General features: G+C 73.3%; 11 protein-coding genes and 1 pseudogene. 10 read left to right on the top strand and 2 right to left on the bottom strand.

What is annotated here, in order from left to right:
- Positions 1 to 2: 2 nt before the first annotated feature.
- The 6 genes from PVK74_RS21380 (at position 3) to PVK74_RS21405 (ending at position 8,629) form a co-directional block, all read left to right on the top strand.
- A complete protein-coding gene (locus PVK74_RS21380) occupies positions 3 to 617 on the top strand; it encodes a TetR/AcrR family transcriptional regulator (protein WP_043327636.1) in 615 nt (204 codons plus the stop codon).
- Positions 618 to 694: 77 nt separating this feature from the next.
- On the top strand, positions 695 to 2,032 hold the full coding sequence (locus PVK74_RS21385) for an acetyl-CoA carboxylase biotin carboxylase subunit (RefSeq protein WP_274479302.1): 1,338 nt from the start codon (positions 695 to 697) through the stop codon (positions 2,030 to 2,032).
- Between the two features lie 26 nt (positions 2,033 to 2,058).
- Positions 2,059 to 2,979, top strand: coding sequence for a hydroxymethylglutaryl-CoA lyase (locus PVK74_RS21390; protein ID WP_043330791.1), 921 nt, complete (start codon positions 2,059 to 2,061; stop codon positions 2,977 to 2,979).
- A 187-nt stretch (positions 2,980 to 3,166) separates the two neighbouring features.
- Entirely contained in the window at positions 3,167 to 4,699 is a 1,533-nt protein-coding gene (locus tag PVK74_RS21395; RefSeq protein ID WP_274477075.1) for an acyl-CoA carboxylase subunit beta, read from the top strand.
- Positions 4,700 to 4,817: 118 nt separating this feature from the next.
- A complete protein-coding gene (locus tag PVK74_RS21400; RefSeq protein ID WP_043327634.1) occupies positions 4,818 to 5,966 on the top strand; it encodes an acyl-CoA dehydrogenase family protein in 1,149 nt (382 codons plus the stop codon).
- A 101-nt stretch (positions 5,967 to 6,067) separates the two neighbouring features.
- A complete protein-coding gene (locus tag PVK74_RS21405; protein ID WP_274477076.1) occupies positions 6,068 to 8,629 on the top strand; it encodes an ATP-binding protein in 2,562 nt (853 codons plus the stop codon).
- Positions 8,630 to 8,892: 263 nt separating this feature from the next.
- Here the strand turns inward: PVK74_RS21405 and PVK74_RS21410 are convergent, their stop codons facing one another.
- Complete coding sequence (locus PVK74_RS21410; RefSeq protein ID WP_043327632.1) at positions 8,893 to 9,384, bottom strand: MarR family winged helix-turn-helix transcriptional regulator; 492 nt, start codon at positions 9,382 to 9,384, stop codon at positions 8,893 to 8,895.
- Positions 9,385 to 9,485: 101 nt separating this feature from the next.
- On the opposite strand from PVK74_RS21410, the gene PVK74_RS21415 reads away from it, so the two are divergent.
- Together PVK74_RS21415 and PVK74_RS21420 are read left to right on the top strand one after the other, a co-directional pair.
- A complete protein-coding gene (locus PVK74_RS21415) occupies positions 9,486 to 10,067 on the top strand; it encodes a YceI family protein (protein WP_043327631.1) in 582 nt (193 codons plus the stop codon).
- A gap of 252 nt (positions 10,068 to 10,319) precedes the next feature.
- A complete protein-coding gene (locus PVK74_RS21420; RefSeq protein ID WP_043327630.1) occupies positions 10,320 to 11,798 on the top strand; it encodes a glutamate-cysteine ligase family protein in 1,479 nt (492 codons plus the stop codon).
- A gap of 442 nt (positions 11,799 to 12,240) precedes the next feature.
- On the opposite strand, the pseudogene PVK74_RS21425 reads toward PVK74_RS21420, so the two are convergent.
- A pseudogene (locus tag PVK74_RS21425) lies at positions 12,241 to 13,440 on the bottom strand (hypothetical protein); the annotation flags it as partial.
- Between the two features lie 104 nt (positions 13,441 to 13,544).
- On the opposite strand from PVK74_RS21425, the gene PVK74_RS21430 reads away from it, so the two are divergent.
- Together PVK74_RS21430 and PVK74_RS21435 are read left to right on the top strand one after the other, a co-directional pair.
- Complete coding sequence (locus PVK74_RS21430) at positions 13,545 to 14,210, top strand: PASTA domain-containing protein (protein ID WP_113972301.1); 666 nt, start codon at positions 13,545 to 13,547, stop codon at positions 14,208 to 14,210.
- 98 nt (positions 14,211 to 14,308) lie between these two features.
- Positions 14,309 to 15,154 (top strand): PASTA domain-containing protein, encoded by an 846-nt coding sequence (locus tag PVK74_RS21435; protein ID WP_082931106.1) that lies wholly within the window; start codon positions 14,309 to 14,311, stop codon positions 15,152 to 15,154.

Here is a 15,154-nt window from a genome sequence, read left to right on the forward strand (position 1 = left end):
CGGTGGCGGTGGAACAGCAGGCACGGGGGACGGCGGGCACGGCCCGGCGCCGGTCCCGGCGGGACGAGATCCTGGAGATCGCGGTCGGCCTCTTCGCGGCGCGCGGCTACCACGGCGTGTCGATGGACGACATCGGCGCGGCGGCCGGTGTCACCGGGCCGGCTCTCTACCACCACTTCGCCGGCAAGGAGGCGATGCTCGTCGCCGCGCTGGTACCGGTCAGCGAGGGGCTGCTCGCGGGCGGGCGGGAGCGGGCCGCCGGGCACCCGGACGACCCGCGTGGCGCGCTGGAGTCGCTGATCGACTTTCACGTCGAGTTCGCGCTGGCCAACCCGGCGGTGATCGCCCTGCACCTGCACGAGCTGGACCGCCTTCCGGACGAGCCGCGCCGGCGCATCCGCCGGCTTCAACGGATGTACGTCGAGGAGTGGGTGACGGTGCTGACCGCGCTGCACCCCGGCCTGCCGGACGGCGCGGCCCGGGTGCTCGCCCACGCGGCGTTCGGCCTGATGAACTCGACGCCGTTCCTCGGTGGCGAGGTCGATCGCCGGCGCCGGGCCGAGCTGCTGCGCGGCGCGACGCTCGCGGCCCTGCTCGCGCCCACCGACCCGACCTGACACGCCGCCCGGACCTTAACGCATGTTAAGAAGAGACCCCGGCTTTGCGTCGAGAAGGGGTCACGTCCGTGCAGAAGATGATCGAATCGTTGTTGGTCGCCAACCGGGGGGAGATCGCGCGCCGGATCATCCGTACCGGCAGGCGGCTCGGGATCCGGACGATCGCTGTGCACTCGGAGGCCGACGGCGCGCTGCCGTTCGTGACCGAGGCCGATGAGGCGGTCTGCGTCGGCCCGGCGAACCCGGCGCAGAGCTACCGGAACGTCGAGGCGATCCTCGAGGCCGCCCGCAGCACCGGCGCGCAGGCGATCCACCCCGGCTACGGCTTCCTGTCCGAGAACGCGGACTTCGCCCGTACCGTCGAGGGGTCGGGCCTGATCTGGGTCGGACCCGGCGCGGACGCGATCACCGCGATGGGCGACAAGATCAACGCCCGGAACCTGATGGCGGCGGCCGGGGTGCCGGTCGCGCCCGGCACCACCGAGCCGGCGGCCGACCTGGACGCGGCGGTCGCGGCGGCCGCGGAGATCGGCTACCCGGTGATGGTCAAGGCCGCCGCCGGTGGCGGTGGCATGGGCATGGGCGTGGCCGCCGACGAGGCGGCGCTGCGCACCGAGTACGACAAGGTCCGCGCGTTCGCGGAGCGGATGTTCGGCGACGGCTCGGTGCTGATCGAGCGGTACTTCCCCCGGGTACGCCATGTCGAGGTGCAGATCCTCGGCCTGGCCGACGGCCGGGTGGTGGCGCTCGGCGAGCGGGAGTGCTCGGTGCAGCGGCGCAACCAGAAGCTGGTCGAGGAGTCGCCGTCCCCGGCGGTCTCGCCGGAGCTGCGCGAGCGCTTCCTGGCCGCGGCGGTACGGGCCGGCGAGGCGGTGAACTACCGCAACGCGGGCACCGTGGAATGTCTGCTCGATCCTTCGACGCAGGAGTTCTTCTTCCTGGAGATGAACACGCGGCTGCAGGTCGAGCACCCGGTCACCGAGTACGTCTACGGCGTCGACCTGGTCGAGGAGCAGCTCCGGGTGGCGGCCGGGCTGGTGCCGACGTTCGACCCGGACGCGCTCGCCCCGCGCGGCCACGCCATCGAGCTGCGGATCAACGCCGAGGACCCGAAGCGTTTCCTGCCCGGCCCGGGCGCGATCACCACCTGGAACGAGCCGGCCGGCGCCGGCGTACGGGTGGACTCCGGCTACGTCGCCGGCAACACGGTCACGCCGTTCTACGACAGCCTGATGGCCAAGCTGATCGTCAGCGGGGACACCCGCGAGGAGGCGGTCGAGCGGGCCCGGGCGGCGGTCGCCCAGTTCGAGATCGCCGGCCCGAAGTGCAACCTGCCGTTCTTCGCCGAGCTGCTGGAGAACCCGGAGTTCCTCTCCGGCGACTACGACACCGGCATCGTCTCCCGGATGCGCTGACCTTCGACCCGAACGAGGTGAACCTGATGGCGGAACTCCCCGACTCCGTGAGCATCCGTGAGGTCGGCCCCCGGGACGGCCTCCAGAACGAGGAGCCCATCCCCACCGACGCGAAGGTGCGGCTGCTCGACGCGCTGTCCCGTACCGGGGTGCGGCGCATCGAGGCCGTCTCCTTCGTCCACCCCCGGGCGATTCCGCAGATGGCCGACGCCGACGAGGTGTGGCAGCGGGCGGAGAAGGCCGACGGGGTGCGCTACTCCGCGTTGGTGCCGAACACCCGGGGCGCGCAGCGGGCGCTGGCCGCCGGCTTCACCGAGATCGAGGTGGTGGTCTCGGCCAGCGACACGCACAACCGGCGCAACGTCAACCGCTCCACCGACGAGTCGCTGGACGACATCGCCGAGCTGATCGACCTGCTGCACGGCGCGGGCGCGACCGCCGAGGTGATCGTGGCGACCAGCTTCGGCTGCCCCTACGAGGGCGACGTGGACCCCCGCCGGGTCGCCGCGATCGTGGACCGGGTCGCCCGCGACGGCGCGGACCGCGTCGCCTTCGGCGACACCACAGGCATGGGTACGCCCCGGCGCGTCCGCGAGCTGGTCACGGCGGTGCGGGACCGCAACGCCCACCTGCCGGTGCTGCTGCACTTCCACAACACCCGGGGTACCGCGCTGGCGAACATGCTCACCGCGATGGAGCTGGGCGTCACCGAGTTCGACGCCAGCGTGGGCGGCCTCGGCGGCTGCCCGTACGCGCCGGGGGCCAGCGGCAACCTGGCCACCGAGGAGGCGGTGCACATGCTGCACGACATGGGCATCGACACCGGCATCGACCTGGACGCCCTGATCGCTGCCGCCGAGCTGGCCGAGACCCTGGTGGGCAAGAAACTCCCGTCGGGAGTCCTCCGAGCCGGCCCCCGTACCCGCCTGACCCCCCTCCCCTCCTGACCGTTTCGCGCGTTGATCAAGGAGTTTGTGTCCTCATTCGGCCGCGCGGAGGACGCAAACTCCTTGATCACGGGAGTGGATGGGTGGGGGTGCGAGGAGCGGGTCGCCGGAGAGGGCGGCGGTGGGGTAGCCTAACGATCGTTCAGGTCGGTGGCGCCCTGCGCGGGCGGTGGCAACGGGAGTCGGCGTGACGCTCGACGGTGAGGCACTGGAGCAGCTGCGCAAGCGCGCCCGCGCCGGTGGTGCGGACAAGTACCACGCGGCGAACGCCGCGAAGGGCAAGCTGTTCGCCCGGGAGCGGGTGGCGTACCTGGTCGACGAGGGCTCCTTCGTCGAGGACGGGCTCTACGCCAACGCGATGGCCGACGGGCTGCCCGCCGACGGCGTCGTCACCGGCACCGCGACCATCGACGGCCGCCAGGTCTGCCTGATGGCGAACGACTCCACGGTCAAGGCCGGCAGCTGGGGCGCGCGTACCGTCGAGAAGATCATCCGGATCATCGAGCGGGCGTACGCGACCGGCGTGCCGATGGTCTACCTGGTCGACTCGGCCGGGGCCCGGATCACCGACCAGGTCGACCTGTTCCCCGGACGGCGCGGCGCCGGGAAGATCTTCTGGAACCAGGTCCGCGCCTCCGGCTCGATCCCGCAGGTGTGCGCGCTGTTCGGGCCGAGCGCGGCGGGCGGGGCGTACATCCCGGCGTTCTGCGACGTGGTCGCCATGGTGGACGGCAACGCCAGCATGTACCTCGGCTCCGACCGGATGGTCGAGATGGTCACCGGCGAGAAGACCACGCTGGAGGCGATGGGCGGCGCCAAGGTGCACTGCGCCGAGTCCGGCGTCGGTCACTTCCTCTGCAAGACCGAGAACGACGCGCTCGACGTGGTACGGACCTACCTGTCGTACCTGCCGTCGAACTGGAAGCAGAACCCGCCCGCCGCCGAAGCGGTGGACGCGCCGGAGAAGGCCGACCTGGCCGCGCTGGTGCCGGCCAGCGAGCGGCAGGCGTTCGACATGCGCCGGTACGTCAAGGGTCTGCTCGACTCCGGCAGCTTCTTCGAGATCCAGGCGCTGTGGGCCAAGGAGCTGACCATCGGGTTCGGCCGGCTGAACGGCGAGGTCGTCGGCGTGGTCGGCAACAACTCGATGTTCAAGGGCGGCGTGCTCTTCGTCGACTCGGCCGACAAGGCGACCCGGTTCGTGCAGCTCTGCGACGCGTTCAACGTGCCGCTGCTGTTCCTGTCCGACGTGCCCGGCTTCATGGTCGGCAGCGCGGTGGAGAAGCAGGGGATCATCAGGCACGGTGCGAAGATGATCACGGCGATCTCCGAGGCGACCGTACCCAAGATCTGTGTGGTGGTCCGCAAGGCGTACGGCGCGGGTCTCTACGCGATGGCCGGCCCCGGCTTCGAGCCGGACGCCACGATCGCGCTGCCCACCGCGAAGATCGCGGTGATGGGCGCGGAGGCCGCCGTCAACGCGGTCTACGCCAACAAGATCGCCGCCATCTCCGACGAGGCCGAGCGGGCCGCGTTCGTGGCCGCGAAGCGCGAGGAGTACGAGCGCGACATCGACGTGGTCCGCCTCGCCAGCGAGCTGGTGGTGGACGCGATCGTCGAGCCGCACGAGCTGCGCGCCGAGCTGGTACGCCGGTTCGCCGCCGCGCGCGGCAAGGAGCGGCACTTCTCCCGGCGCCGCCACGGCGTCACCCCCGTCTGACCCGGTAAGGAAGGGCCCCCTCTTAACGCCTGGTGCATGTAAAGGGGCCCCTCCTAACGCTTCAGCCGCTCACGGCGTCACGAGCGCCCGGCGGCCCGCCCTTTCCAGGAGGATCGACATGGACTTCCGGCTCGACGAGGAGCAGCAGGCGCTGCGGGAGAGCGTCCGGGAATTCGCCCGCGAGGTGGTCGCGCCCACCATCGCCGAGCACTACGAGCAGCACACCTTCCCGTACGAGATCGTCCGTCAGATGGGCAAGATGGGCCTGTTCGGGCTGCCGTTCGCGGAGGAGCACGGCGGTATGGGCGGCGACTACTTCGCGCTCTGCCTGGCCCTGGAGGAGCTGGCCCGGGTCGACTCCAGCGTGGCGATCACGCTGGAGGCCGCGGTGTCGCTCGGCGCGATGCCGATCTACCGGTTCGGCACCGAGGAGCAGAAGGCGCAGTGGTTGCCGAAGCTGCTCAGCGGTGAGGCGCTGGCCGGGTTCGGGCTCACCGAGCCGGGCACCGGGTCGGACGCGGGCGGCACCCGGACGCGGGCGGTCCTGGACGGCGACGAGTGGGTGATCAACGGCTCGAAGGCGTTCATCACCAACTCCGGCACCGACATCACCGCGCTGGTCACCGTCACCGCAGTCACCGGTACGCGGCCGGACGGAGGCAAGGAGCTGTCCACGATCATCGTGCCGTCGGGTACGCCCGGCTTCACCGTCGCGCCCGGCTACTCGAAGGTCGGCTGGACCGCGTCGGACACGCACGAGCTGACGTTCGACGACTGCCGGGTGCCGGCGGCCAACCTGCTCGGCGAGCGCGGCCGGGGCTTCGCCCAGTTCCTGCGCATCCTGGACGAGGGCCGGATCGCCATCGCGGCGCTCGCCGTCGGCCTGGCCCAGGGCTGCGTGGACGAGTCGATCAAGTACGCCAAGGAGCGCCAGGCGTTCGGTCAGCCGATCGGCAACTACCAGGCCATCCAGTTCAAGATCGCGGACATGGAGATGAAGGCGCACACCGCCCGGCTGGCCTACTACGACGCCGCCGCGCGGATGCTCGCCGGTGAGCCGTTCAAGCGCCAGGCGGCGATCGCCAAGCTGCACGCGAGCACCGTCGCGGTGGACAACGCCCGCGAGGCGACGCAGATCCACGGCGGGTACGGCTTCATGAACGAGTACCCGGTGGCCCGCTTCTGGCGCGATTCCAAGATCCTGGAGATCGGTGAGGGCACCAGCGAGGTGCAGCGCATGATCATCGCCCGCGACCTCGGCATGTGAGAGGCGCACTCGTCCGCGTCCTGTCGGATAACGGCAGGGGACGGTCGGGTGGGTGACGATGGGCTGTGGAGCGTCGGAGTCGATCCGTACTCTTCGTGCCCATGACTCCGGATCATGACGGTGCGCGGAGCCCAGGCGGTCGCACCGGTCTGTCCGATCTGTTGCGCGGGCACCGGCTCGCCGCCGGCCTGACCCAGGCCGAGCTGGCGGGCCGGGCCGGCGTGGGCGTGCGGACGGTCCGCGATCTGGAGCGAGGGCGGGCCGTCCGCCCTCAGCGCACCACAGTGGATCTGCTGGCCGACGCGCTCGGCCTGGCCGGTGACGACCGGCGGGAGTTCGTCGCCACCGCCCGGCCCACGCCGGCCCGGCCCGGACCCCGCCTCCCCGACACCGCAGCCGCCGGACCGTCGGCCGCGCCGGTCGCGTTGCCCCAGCCCGTACCCCTGGTGGGCCGCGACCGGGACGTGGCCGAGGTGTCCGGTCTGCTCGACGCCCACCCGGTGGTGAGCCTGGTCGGGCTCGCCGGGGTCGGCAAGACCGCGCTCGCCGTCACTGTCGCGCACGCGGTGGCTGCCCGGCACCCGGGCGGTGTCAGCGGGGTGCTGGTCGGGGAGGGCTCGGACGTCGCCGACGTGCTCGCCGCGTCCGCGTCGGTGTTCGGTGTGAACCGGCTGGCCGACCTCGCCTGCCGGCTCGACGGCCGGCCGGCGTTGCTGGTCGTCGACGCGGTCGACCGGGCGCCCGAGCCGGTGGCCGGGGCGCTTCGCGCCCTGACCGCCGCCGCGCCGGATCTCCGGGTGCTGGTGACCGGCCGCCGCCCGGTCGGGTTGCCCGGCGAGCTGGTCCGCCCGGTCGCGCCGCTCGACGTGCCACCGGCGGACGCCGCGCCCGCCGACCGGGCCGACCTGGATCGCTGGCCCGCGGCGGCGCTGTTCGCCGCCCGCCTCGCCCAGGCCCGCCGCGAACCACCCACGGCGGCCGAGCTGCCGGCGCTCGCCGCGCTGGTACGCCGCCTCGGCGGGCTGCCGCTGGCGATCGAGCTGATGGCGGCGCGGGGACGCATCCTCGACGTCACCGAACTGCTCGACCGCTACGGCGACCGCGTGCTGGACCTGACCGGCGCCCATCCCGGGTGGGAGCCCGCCGCCGACCGATCGGCCGGCACGGTGACGCTGCGCGAGGCGGTGGCCAGCAGCTACCACCTGCTCGCGCCCGCCGACCGGGCCGCGTTGCGGCGGCTCTCCGCGTTCCGTAACCGCTGGTCGGTCGAGCTGGCCGAGGAGCTGCTCGCCGGTGGCGGCGAGCGGTGGGACGCGGCGCCGATGCTGGACCGGCTGCGCGAGCTGGGCCTGCTCAGCGTCCGGGGCGCCGGCCCGTTCCGGTTCCGGTTGCTGGACGCGGTCCGTGACTTCGCGGCCGAGCAGGCCGACGTCGAGGGCGAGACCGCCGGGATCCGGCTCCGGCACGCCGCGGTGATCGCCAGGTTCGTCCACCGCACCGCGCCCGGGCTGGTGGGCGCACAGTTGTCCGGCGCGGTACGCCTGCTCGACGAGGCGACGAGCGACATCACCGCCGCCCTCGCGTACGCCGCCGAGCATGCGCCGGAGACGGCGCTGCTGCTGGCCGCGTCGCTGCCCCGGTGGTGGCGGCTGCGCGGGCGGGACGTCTCCGGCCGGCGCTGGCTGCGGCGGCTGCTGGCCGATCCGCGTACCGCCGGCACCCGGTCCACGCTGCGGGCCTGGGCGATGCTCGGCGCGGCCCGGCTGGCCGCCGAGCACGGCGCGGGCGCGGAGGAGTTGCCGGCCGCCCGGGCCGCGCTCGTCATCTTCGCCGAGGCGGGTGACGTGGTCGGGGAGCTGTCGGCCCGGTCCGTGCTCTGCGTGCTGCTGCGCGGGCTCGGTGCGCACGACGAGGCCCGTGAGCAGGCCGAGGCCGCGCTGGCGACGGCCACCCGCCACGGCCGGGTACGCGAGATGGCCGTTGCCCAGTCGCACCTCACCTGGCACGACGTACGCGCGGCGCGGCTGGCCGACGCCCGGCGGCGGCTGGCCACCGTGGACCGCCTGGCGGCGCAGTGCGGCGACCGGCGCCTGCGCCTGCTGGCGCGGGCCGATCAGGCCGAGCTGACCCGTCTGGAGGGCCGGTACGCGGAGGCGGTCGAGCAGGGCCGCCGGGTGGCGACCGCGCTCGCCGAGCTGGGCGATCCCCGCCGACAGCGACGGACGGTCGGCAAGGTCGCGCTGGCGCTCGCCGGCCAGGGCCGGGGCGACGAGGCGCTGGCCGCGGCCGCCGAGCTGTGGCCCTCGGGTGCGGTGCCGGGCCAGCGTCGGCCGCCGGTCATGGAGAGCCTGAATCCACCCGGCGCGGTGGCGGACGCACGCGCCGAGGACGCGCTGCGTGGGCTGATCGAGGGGCACGTGGCGCTGCGCCGGGGGGACCGGGAACTGGCGGTGGAGTGGTTCGCGGCGGCGGCCGACGCGGCGGCGGGCGGCGCGGGCCGGCGCGACCTGGTCGAGGCGCTCGTGGGGCTGGCGGTCAGCAGCGGGGACCCGGCCGTGCTGGACCGCCTGGACGCCGCTCGGCGGGCCACCGGCGTCAGCCTGCTGCCGCAGGAGGAGGAACTGCTCTTCTCCCTGGCGGCCCGGCGTCAGAAGGCACGCTGACCAGCGACCGCGTGCGCCGGGAGGCGGAGGGCGCGGGGGTGGCGCGAACGAAGTAGCCCCCTGGTGCTGCCCCTCGCTCGACGCTCGCGCCAGCACCCCCCGGTGCCCCCCGCTCCGGGAAGACTACCGATGGGCTGCAAGAGATATGGGGGCATTCGCGCCCCTTTGCCCGACTGCTTGAGCGGTTCTGCCGGTCATTCTGCCGGTGACCCGCCGGTATCAATCGACGGATAGTGGAGCTGTGGACCGTCGGCAGTGGACCGTCAGGCGGCGTCCTCGTCCGGCTCGGTGCTGCCGGCCGTGGCGCCCGGGTGGACCGCGTCCCGGACCCGGCGCAGCCCGTCCAGCAGCCCGTCGAGCTGGCTCGGGTCGAGCTGGCCGGTGAACCACTGCTCGATGATCCGCAGGTGGCCGGGAAGGATGGCGTCCAGCCGGCTCAGGCCCGCTGCGGTCACCACCGCGAAGGAGCTGCGGCGGTCGGACGGGCAGGCGCGCCGGCGGATCAGCCCGTCCCGCTCCATCCGGTCCACCACGCGGGTCACGCCGCTGGTGGAGAGCGAGGTCTGCGCCGCCAGGTCGGTCATCCGCAGCTGGTTGTTGGGTGAGCGGGCGAGTCGGGTGAGCACCTCGAACTCGACCGGGGAGAGGCCGTGCTCGTCGAACTGGGCGGCGAACCGGGCGGAGAGCCCGGCGTGCGCCTCGACGAGGAGGCCGACGGCGGTGATCCGGGGATCGTCGAACACGTTCTGGTCCACGCCACCATCCTAGCAACACTTGACACAGGGAATATTGCTGTAGCTATAGTTGCTCAGTCAGTCGTTGGGATACTAAACCGTTTTCCCCGGAGGAGAGCACCATGACCAGCAGCACCGAGGCGACTACCCGCGACTGGGAGGGTCTCACCATCCCCACCCCCGGCACCTATCTTCTGGATGCCGCGCACAAGCGTGTCGGATTCGTCGCCCGGCACATGATGGTCAGCAAGGTACGCGGTGAGTTCGCCGACGCGACCGCCACCATCACCATCGCCGACGACCCGATGCAGTCCACGGTCACCGCCAGCATCCAGGCCGCCAGCATCAACACCGCGCAGGCGGACCGCGACGCGCACCTGCGCAGCCCGGAGTTCCTCGACGTCGAGCAGTACCCGACGCTGGAGTTCCGCAGCACCGAGGTGAAGTCCCGCGACGGCAACGAGTTCGTGCTCGTCGGCGAGCTGACCATCAAGGGCGTGACCCGTCAGGTCGAGCTGGAGGTCGAGTTCGAGGGCGTCGGCCGCAGCCCCTTCGGGCAGGACATCTTCGGCTTCTCCGCCTCCACCGAGATCGACCGCGAGGACTTCGGCCTGACCTGGAACGTGGCGCTGGAGACCGGCGGCGTCCTGGTCGGTCGCAAGGTCAAGATCGAGATCGAGGGTGAGGCCATCCGCCAGGGCTGAGCCCGGCCAGGCCCGCGGGGCCCGCACCGTCCGCCGACGGTGCGGGCCCTTCCCGTGTACGCGCAGCGGGTGCGAATCGTCACCCGATGTTCTCCGGCGGACCGCGCTGGTGGGGGTGCCGACGGGGTACAGGTGCAGATCTGCCGCCCGTACAGCGGGCTGTGGACGGGGCGCACTTACGCGCACCACGTGAATGGTTCACAATGCGTTGCGGAACGGTACGGTTCCGTCGCACCGGCGTCGGGAGGACACATGGGCAGAGACGTCGACCAGGGCGCCTTCTCCCGCGAGGATCGGGTCCGCTACCGGCAGAAGGTCCGGCGCTGCCTGGACGTCTTCGCACTGATGCTCGACGACTTCGGCTTCGACGCCGACCGGCCGATGACCGGGCTGGAGATCGAGCTGAACCTGATCGACGCCGCCGCCGAACCCGCCATGCGCAACGACCAGATCCTGGCCGACATCGCCGACCCGCTGTTCCAGACCGAGCTGGGGCAGTTCAACCTCGAACTGAACGCCTCACCCCGGCTGATCGAGGGCAGCGGCTTCGCCGACTACGAGCAGGACCTGCGCAGCAGCCTCAGCCGCGCCGACGAGCGGGCCGCCAAGTCCGACGCGACGATCATGATGGTCGGCATCCTGCCCACGCTCACCGAACGCCACCTGGTCGCCGACAACCTCTCCACGAACGAGCGGTACCGCGTCCTCAACGACCAGATCGTGGGCGCCCGGGGCGAGGACATCGAGCTGGACATCAACGGCGTCGAGCGGCTGCGTACGCACACCGACTCGATCGCGCCGGAGGCCGCCTGCACCAGCCTCCAGTTCCACCTGCAGGTCGCGCCGGACAGCTTCGCCGACTACTGGAACGCGTCCCAGGCGATCGCCGGCGTCCAGGTCGCCGTCGGGGCCAACTCGCCGTTCCTCTACGGCCGGCAGCTCTGGGCGGAGACCCGGATCGCGCTGTTCCAGCAGGCCACCGACACCCGCCCGGACGAGCTGAAGGCCCAGGGAGTACGCCCCCGGGTGTGGTTCGGGGAGCGCTGGATCACCTCGATCTTCGACCTGTTCGAGGAGAACGTCCGCTACTTCCCGCCGCTGCTGCCGATCTGCGAGGACGAGGACCCGGTCGAGGTGCTGCACGCCGGGGGCGTGCCCCAGCTCGGTGAGCTGCGGCTGCACAACGGCACCGTCTACCGCTGGAACCGGCCGGTCTACGACATCATGAACGACCGCCCGCACCTGCGGGTCGAGAACCGGGTGCTGCCCGCCGGCCCGACAGTGGTGGACATGCTCGCCAACGCGGCGTTCTACTTCGGGCTGGCCCGCGGCCTCGCCGAGGCGGACCGTCCCATCTGGAGCCAGCTGACGTTCAGCTCGGCGGAGGAGAACTTCCACGCCGCCGCCCGGCGCGGCATCGAGGCGGTCCTGCACTGGCCGCGCCTCGGCGACGTACCGGTGACCAAGCTCGTCCTCGAGACGCTGCTCCCGGTGGCCGAGCAGGGGCTGGACCGGTTCGGCGTCGCCCCGGCCGAGCGGGACCGTCTGCTGGGCGTGATCGAGGGCCGTTGCCGTACCGGCCGCAACGGCGCGGTCTGGCAGACCGAGACGGTGTGGGCGGCCGAGCGGCACCGCGGCCTGGACCGCGAGGCCGCCCTGCACCACATGGTCAAGCGCTACGCCGAACTCCAGCGCAGCAACGAGCCCGTACACACCTGGCCCGCCGACTAACCCCGCCCCCGCCCCCGCCCCCGCCCTCCCGCCCCCCGCCTCGCCGATCTTGGAGTTGTGGCGCCTGGGATGCCCTTGTTGGGCGGTTTGGGAGGCACCACAACTCCAAGATCGATGGGAGTGGGCGGGATTCGGGCGAGCGCTGAGGAGCCTCGGGGTACTACGAGGGCTTGTCTGAACGTGACGAGGGACCGTCCTGGCTGGTCTGCGGGTGGTCCAGGGCTTCGGGCTGGCGCTGCGGCGGGACGGCCCGACCCCGACGGCCGGTAGCCGACCGGGTGGCACGGCCCTTCTCCGTTCCGGTCCGGCCGACGGCTACGCCAGGCTCGGCTGCGGCCGTCGCCTCACGCGTGCCGGCCGAGGTGTCCGGTGCCTTGTCCGTCCCGGCCGCCCAGTCCGCCGACCGGTCCGACGCCGACCGGTCCGAAGCCGACCGGTCCGATGCTGGCCGGCCGACCGCTGACGGGCTCGACGGATCTGCCGCCGACGGACCCGACGTGCCGACCGCTGACGGGCTTGACGGATCTGCCGCTGACGGGCGGGCCTTCCGCGCCCCGAACAATCCGGTCGAGCGCCGGCGCGACACACCCGACGGGCGCTCACCGGAACTGCCCGCCGACGACGTGCCGGACGGGTCCGACGCGGATCCGGCCGGCTCCGACGGCCCGTCCTTCGAGGCCGGGTCGCCGGTCGCCGGGTCGGCCTCGCCGACGACCGGGTCCGGCTCGCCGGTGCGCTGGCGCGGAACGGTGACCCGCTCGGCGGCGCGACGCTCGGCGCGCTGGGCGAGCGCGGCCGTCAGCATCGAGCCGCCGACGCCGGCGATCACCGCGTACGGGGCGATCAGGTGGGCCGACAACTGCTCGGCGGCGATCCCGGCGAGCCGCGGTACGGCGAGCAGGTACGCCAGTGCCACGAGCAGCGGTCCGGCCGCTCCGGAGGCGGCCGCGCCGACCCGTACCTCGGCGGCGCGGGCCGCGCGCCGGGCCGCCAGCACGCCGATCACGAGCGCGGAGAGCACCGACAGCAGCGCGCCGGGCCAGTAGAAGTAGTCGCGGATCCAGAACGCTCCTCGGTCCGCGCTGATCTGCCAGATGCCGAGTTGGGCGGTGGTCAGGCCACGGCCGGCGATCACCCCGTCGACCACCGACACGACGGCGAGCAGCCAGAGCCAGCCCGAGGTGGCGATGAGGTTGGTGGCGGCGGCGCGGGTGTGCAGCGCCCAGGTGGCGAGCAGCATCCCGAGAAGCAGTCCGGCTCCCGCGTACGCAGCGGCGACGGTCTGCGGCGCGGACACGTCCGGCACCTGGGCCGCCCGCGCCGGCACCGCCACCAGCAGTACGGTGACGAGCGCGCCGACAGCTGCGGCGAGCACCAGCGCGAACCGGGGCGGCCGGCCCTGCGACTCGTCGTCCCGGCCCCGCAGGCGCTGGGCGCAGACCGCGCCGGCGATGACCGAGGTCGCCGCGATCCAGGTCGCCCACGCGAGGCTCGCCACCCAGGCCGCCTCGATCCGTACCGCGCCGGTCGGCGCCCAGTTGATGATGCCCAACCCGTACCCGAAACCGAGCTGCGCGGCGCCCGCGCCGGCAGCGACGCCGAGCGCGGCGGCGGTCGATCCTCCCCAGCCCCGACTGACCATGCCGGGGAGCGTAACGTCCCGAGGTCGGCGCGGCGAGTCGTGGCGACACGCCGTGACCGTTTGGCAGCGGTGGATACGGTCGTCGATGAGCGGGGGCGGGGGACATGACGGACGAGCGGCAACCGGACGGCGACGGCACCGGCCCGGGACGGGCCCGGCTGTTCCTCGGGGGTGGCCTGGCAGTGGTTCTGCTGGCGGTGATCGGGGGCAGCGCCGGCTGGATCCTGGCCGGCGACCCGGACCGCCCGGCCGCCTCCGGCGAGGCCACGCCGGTTGTCACCGCCTCGACGTCCGCGCCCGCCACCACGCCTCCCGCGACCACGGCCCCGACCGGTACGCGGACGAGCACGCCCGCCGGGCTCACCGTGCCCGAGGTGGTCGGCGTCGACTTCGAGCAGGCCCGCCGGGAGTTGCGTGACCGCCGGCTCGGCTGGCGACTGGTCTTCGGCACCGGCGCCGGACGCTCGGTGGAGCGCGCCTCCCCGGCGCCGGGTACGCCGGTGAAGCGCGGCGTCACCGTCTCCCTGTTCGTGACCGGACCGGCCCCGGCGGTCAGCGTGCCCGACGTGGGTGCGCTGTCCTGCTCCGACGCCGCGGACGATCTGGTGGACGCCGGGCTCTATCCCCGCTACGGCACTGGTCGCCAGGGCCCGGTCACGGCACAGGAGCCGGTCGCGGGCAGCCCGGCGCGGTGGAACGACCAGGTGGTGCTGACCTGCGGCGACACCCGGTCCGAGTCGCCGTCCGCCACCCCGTCGCCGACTGGCTGACCGGCGCGGGCGCGCTGATCCCGGCCGACCTGGCGGTGGCCCGTTACGGTGGACGATCGAGGGCCGTGCGCCCCGTCCCGGTGGGGAAAGGACGTGCCATGAGCGACGACCGTCAGGATCCTCCCGCCGGTGACGCGGACGAGACCCGCGCCATGCCCCGGCATCCGGCCGGGGAGGACGCCGACGCCACCCGCGCGATGCCGCGCGACTCGGGCGGAGAGGACGTCGACGCGACCCGCGCCATGCCGCGCAATGCCGCCGGGAGCGACGAGACCCGGGCGATGCCGCCGGACGCGGGCGGTGACGCAACCCGTCCGCTGCCCGGCGGGCCGTCGCGGCGTCCGTTGGACGCCACCGCACCGCAGGAGCCGGTGGGCGCCTGGTCCGGCCGGGCCGGGGTGCCGCCGCCGCGACCGGCCGGCTATCCCGAGCCCGGGGGCGAGTGGTACGGCGACGAGCAGGCCGGACGCCGCTGGTGGATGCCGATCCTGCTGGGCATCCTGGCGCTGCTCCTGCTGGGCTTGATCGGGGCGGGCGTGTGGCTGGCGCTGCGTGCCGCCGACCGGGACTCGGATCCGGGCACGGTGCCGTCGGCGGTGCCGAGCACCTCGGCGCAGACCAGTGCCGCCCCGACGAGCGCCGCGCCGAGCAGTTCCCCGCCGAGCACGCCACCCACGACCGAGGCGGTCGAGGTGCCGATGCCACCGCTTGTGGGGCTGCCGGAGGCCGCCGCCCGGGCGGCGCTCGACCGGCTGGACGTGGACTACCGGGTGCAGCGGCGGGCGTCGGACCGGCCGGCCGGCACGGTGATCTCGACCGATCCGGAGGCCGGCTACCCGGTGGGCGAGGACGACCGGGTCACCATCGTGGTGGCCGTACCCGCGCCGCCGACCGCCGGCCCGAGCTCGCCGGGTTCCGCCCCGGCGACCACCACCACGCCCTGA

It is taken from the genome of Micromonospora chalcea, from assembly GCF_028768405.1.
GTDB lineage: Bacteria > Actinomycetota > Actinomycetes > Mycobacteriales > Micromonosporaceae > Micromonospora > Micromonospora chalcea.

What these genes read in the sequence shown, in the direction of transcription:
- PVK74_RS21435 (WP_082931106.1), top strand. Translation starts at nt 14,309, where the DNA reads ATGAGCGACGACCGTCAGGATCCTCCCGCCGGTGACGCGGACGAGACC.
- PVK74_RS21385 (WP_274479302.1), top strand. Translation starts at nt 695, where the DNA reads ATGATCGAATCGTTGTTGGTCGCCAACCGGGGGGAGATCGCGCGCCGG.
- PVK74_RS21400 (WP_043327634.1), top strand. Translation starts at nt 4,818, where the DNA reads ATGGACTTCCGGCTCGACGAGGAGCAGCAGGCGCTGCGGGAGAGCGTC.
- PVK74_RS21420 (WP_043327630.1), top strand. Translation starts at nt 10,320, where the DNA reads ATGGGCAGAGACGTCGACCAGGGCGCCTTCTCCCGCGAGGATCGGGTC.
- PVK74_RS21390 (WP_043330791.1), top strand. Translation starts at nt 2,059, where the DNA reads ATGGCGGAACTCCCCGACTCCGTGAGCATCCGTGAGGTCGGCCCCCGG.
- PVK74_RS21430 (WP_113972301.1), top strand. Translation starts at nt 13,545, where the DNA reads ATGACGGACGAGCGGCAACCGGACGGCGACGGCACCGGCCCGGGACGG.
- PVK74_RS21405 (WP_274477076.1), top strand. Translation starts at nt 6,068, where the DNA reads ATGACTCCGGATCATGACGGTGCGCGGAGCCCAGGCGGTCGCACCGGT.
- PVK74_RS21415 (WP_043327631.1), top strand. Translation starts at nt 9,486, where the DNA reads ATGACCAGCAGCACCGAGGCGACTACCCGCGACTGGGAGGGTCTCACC.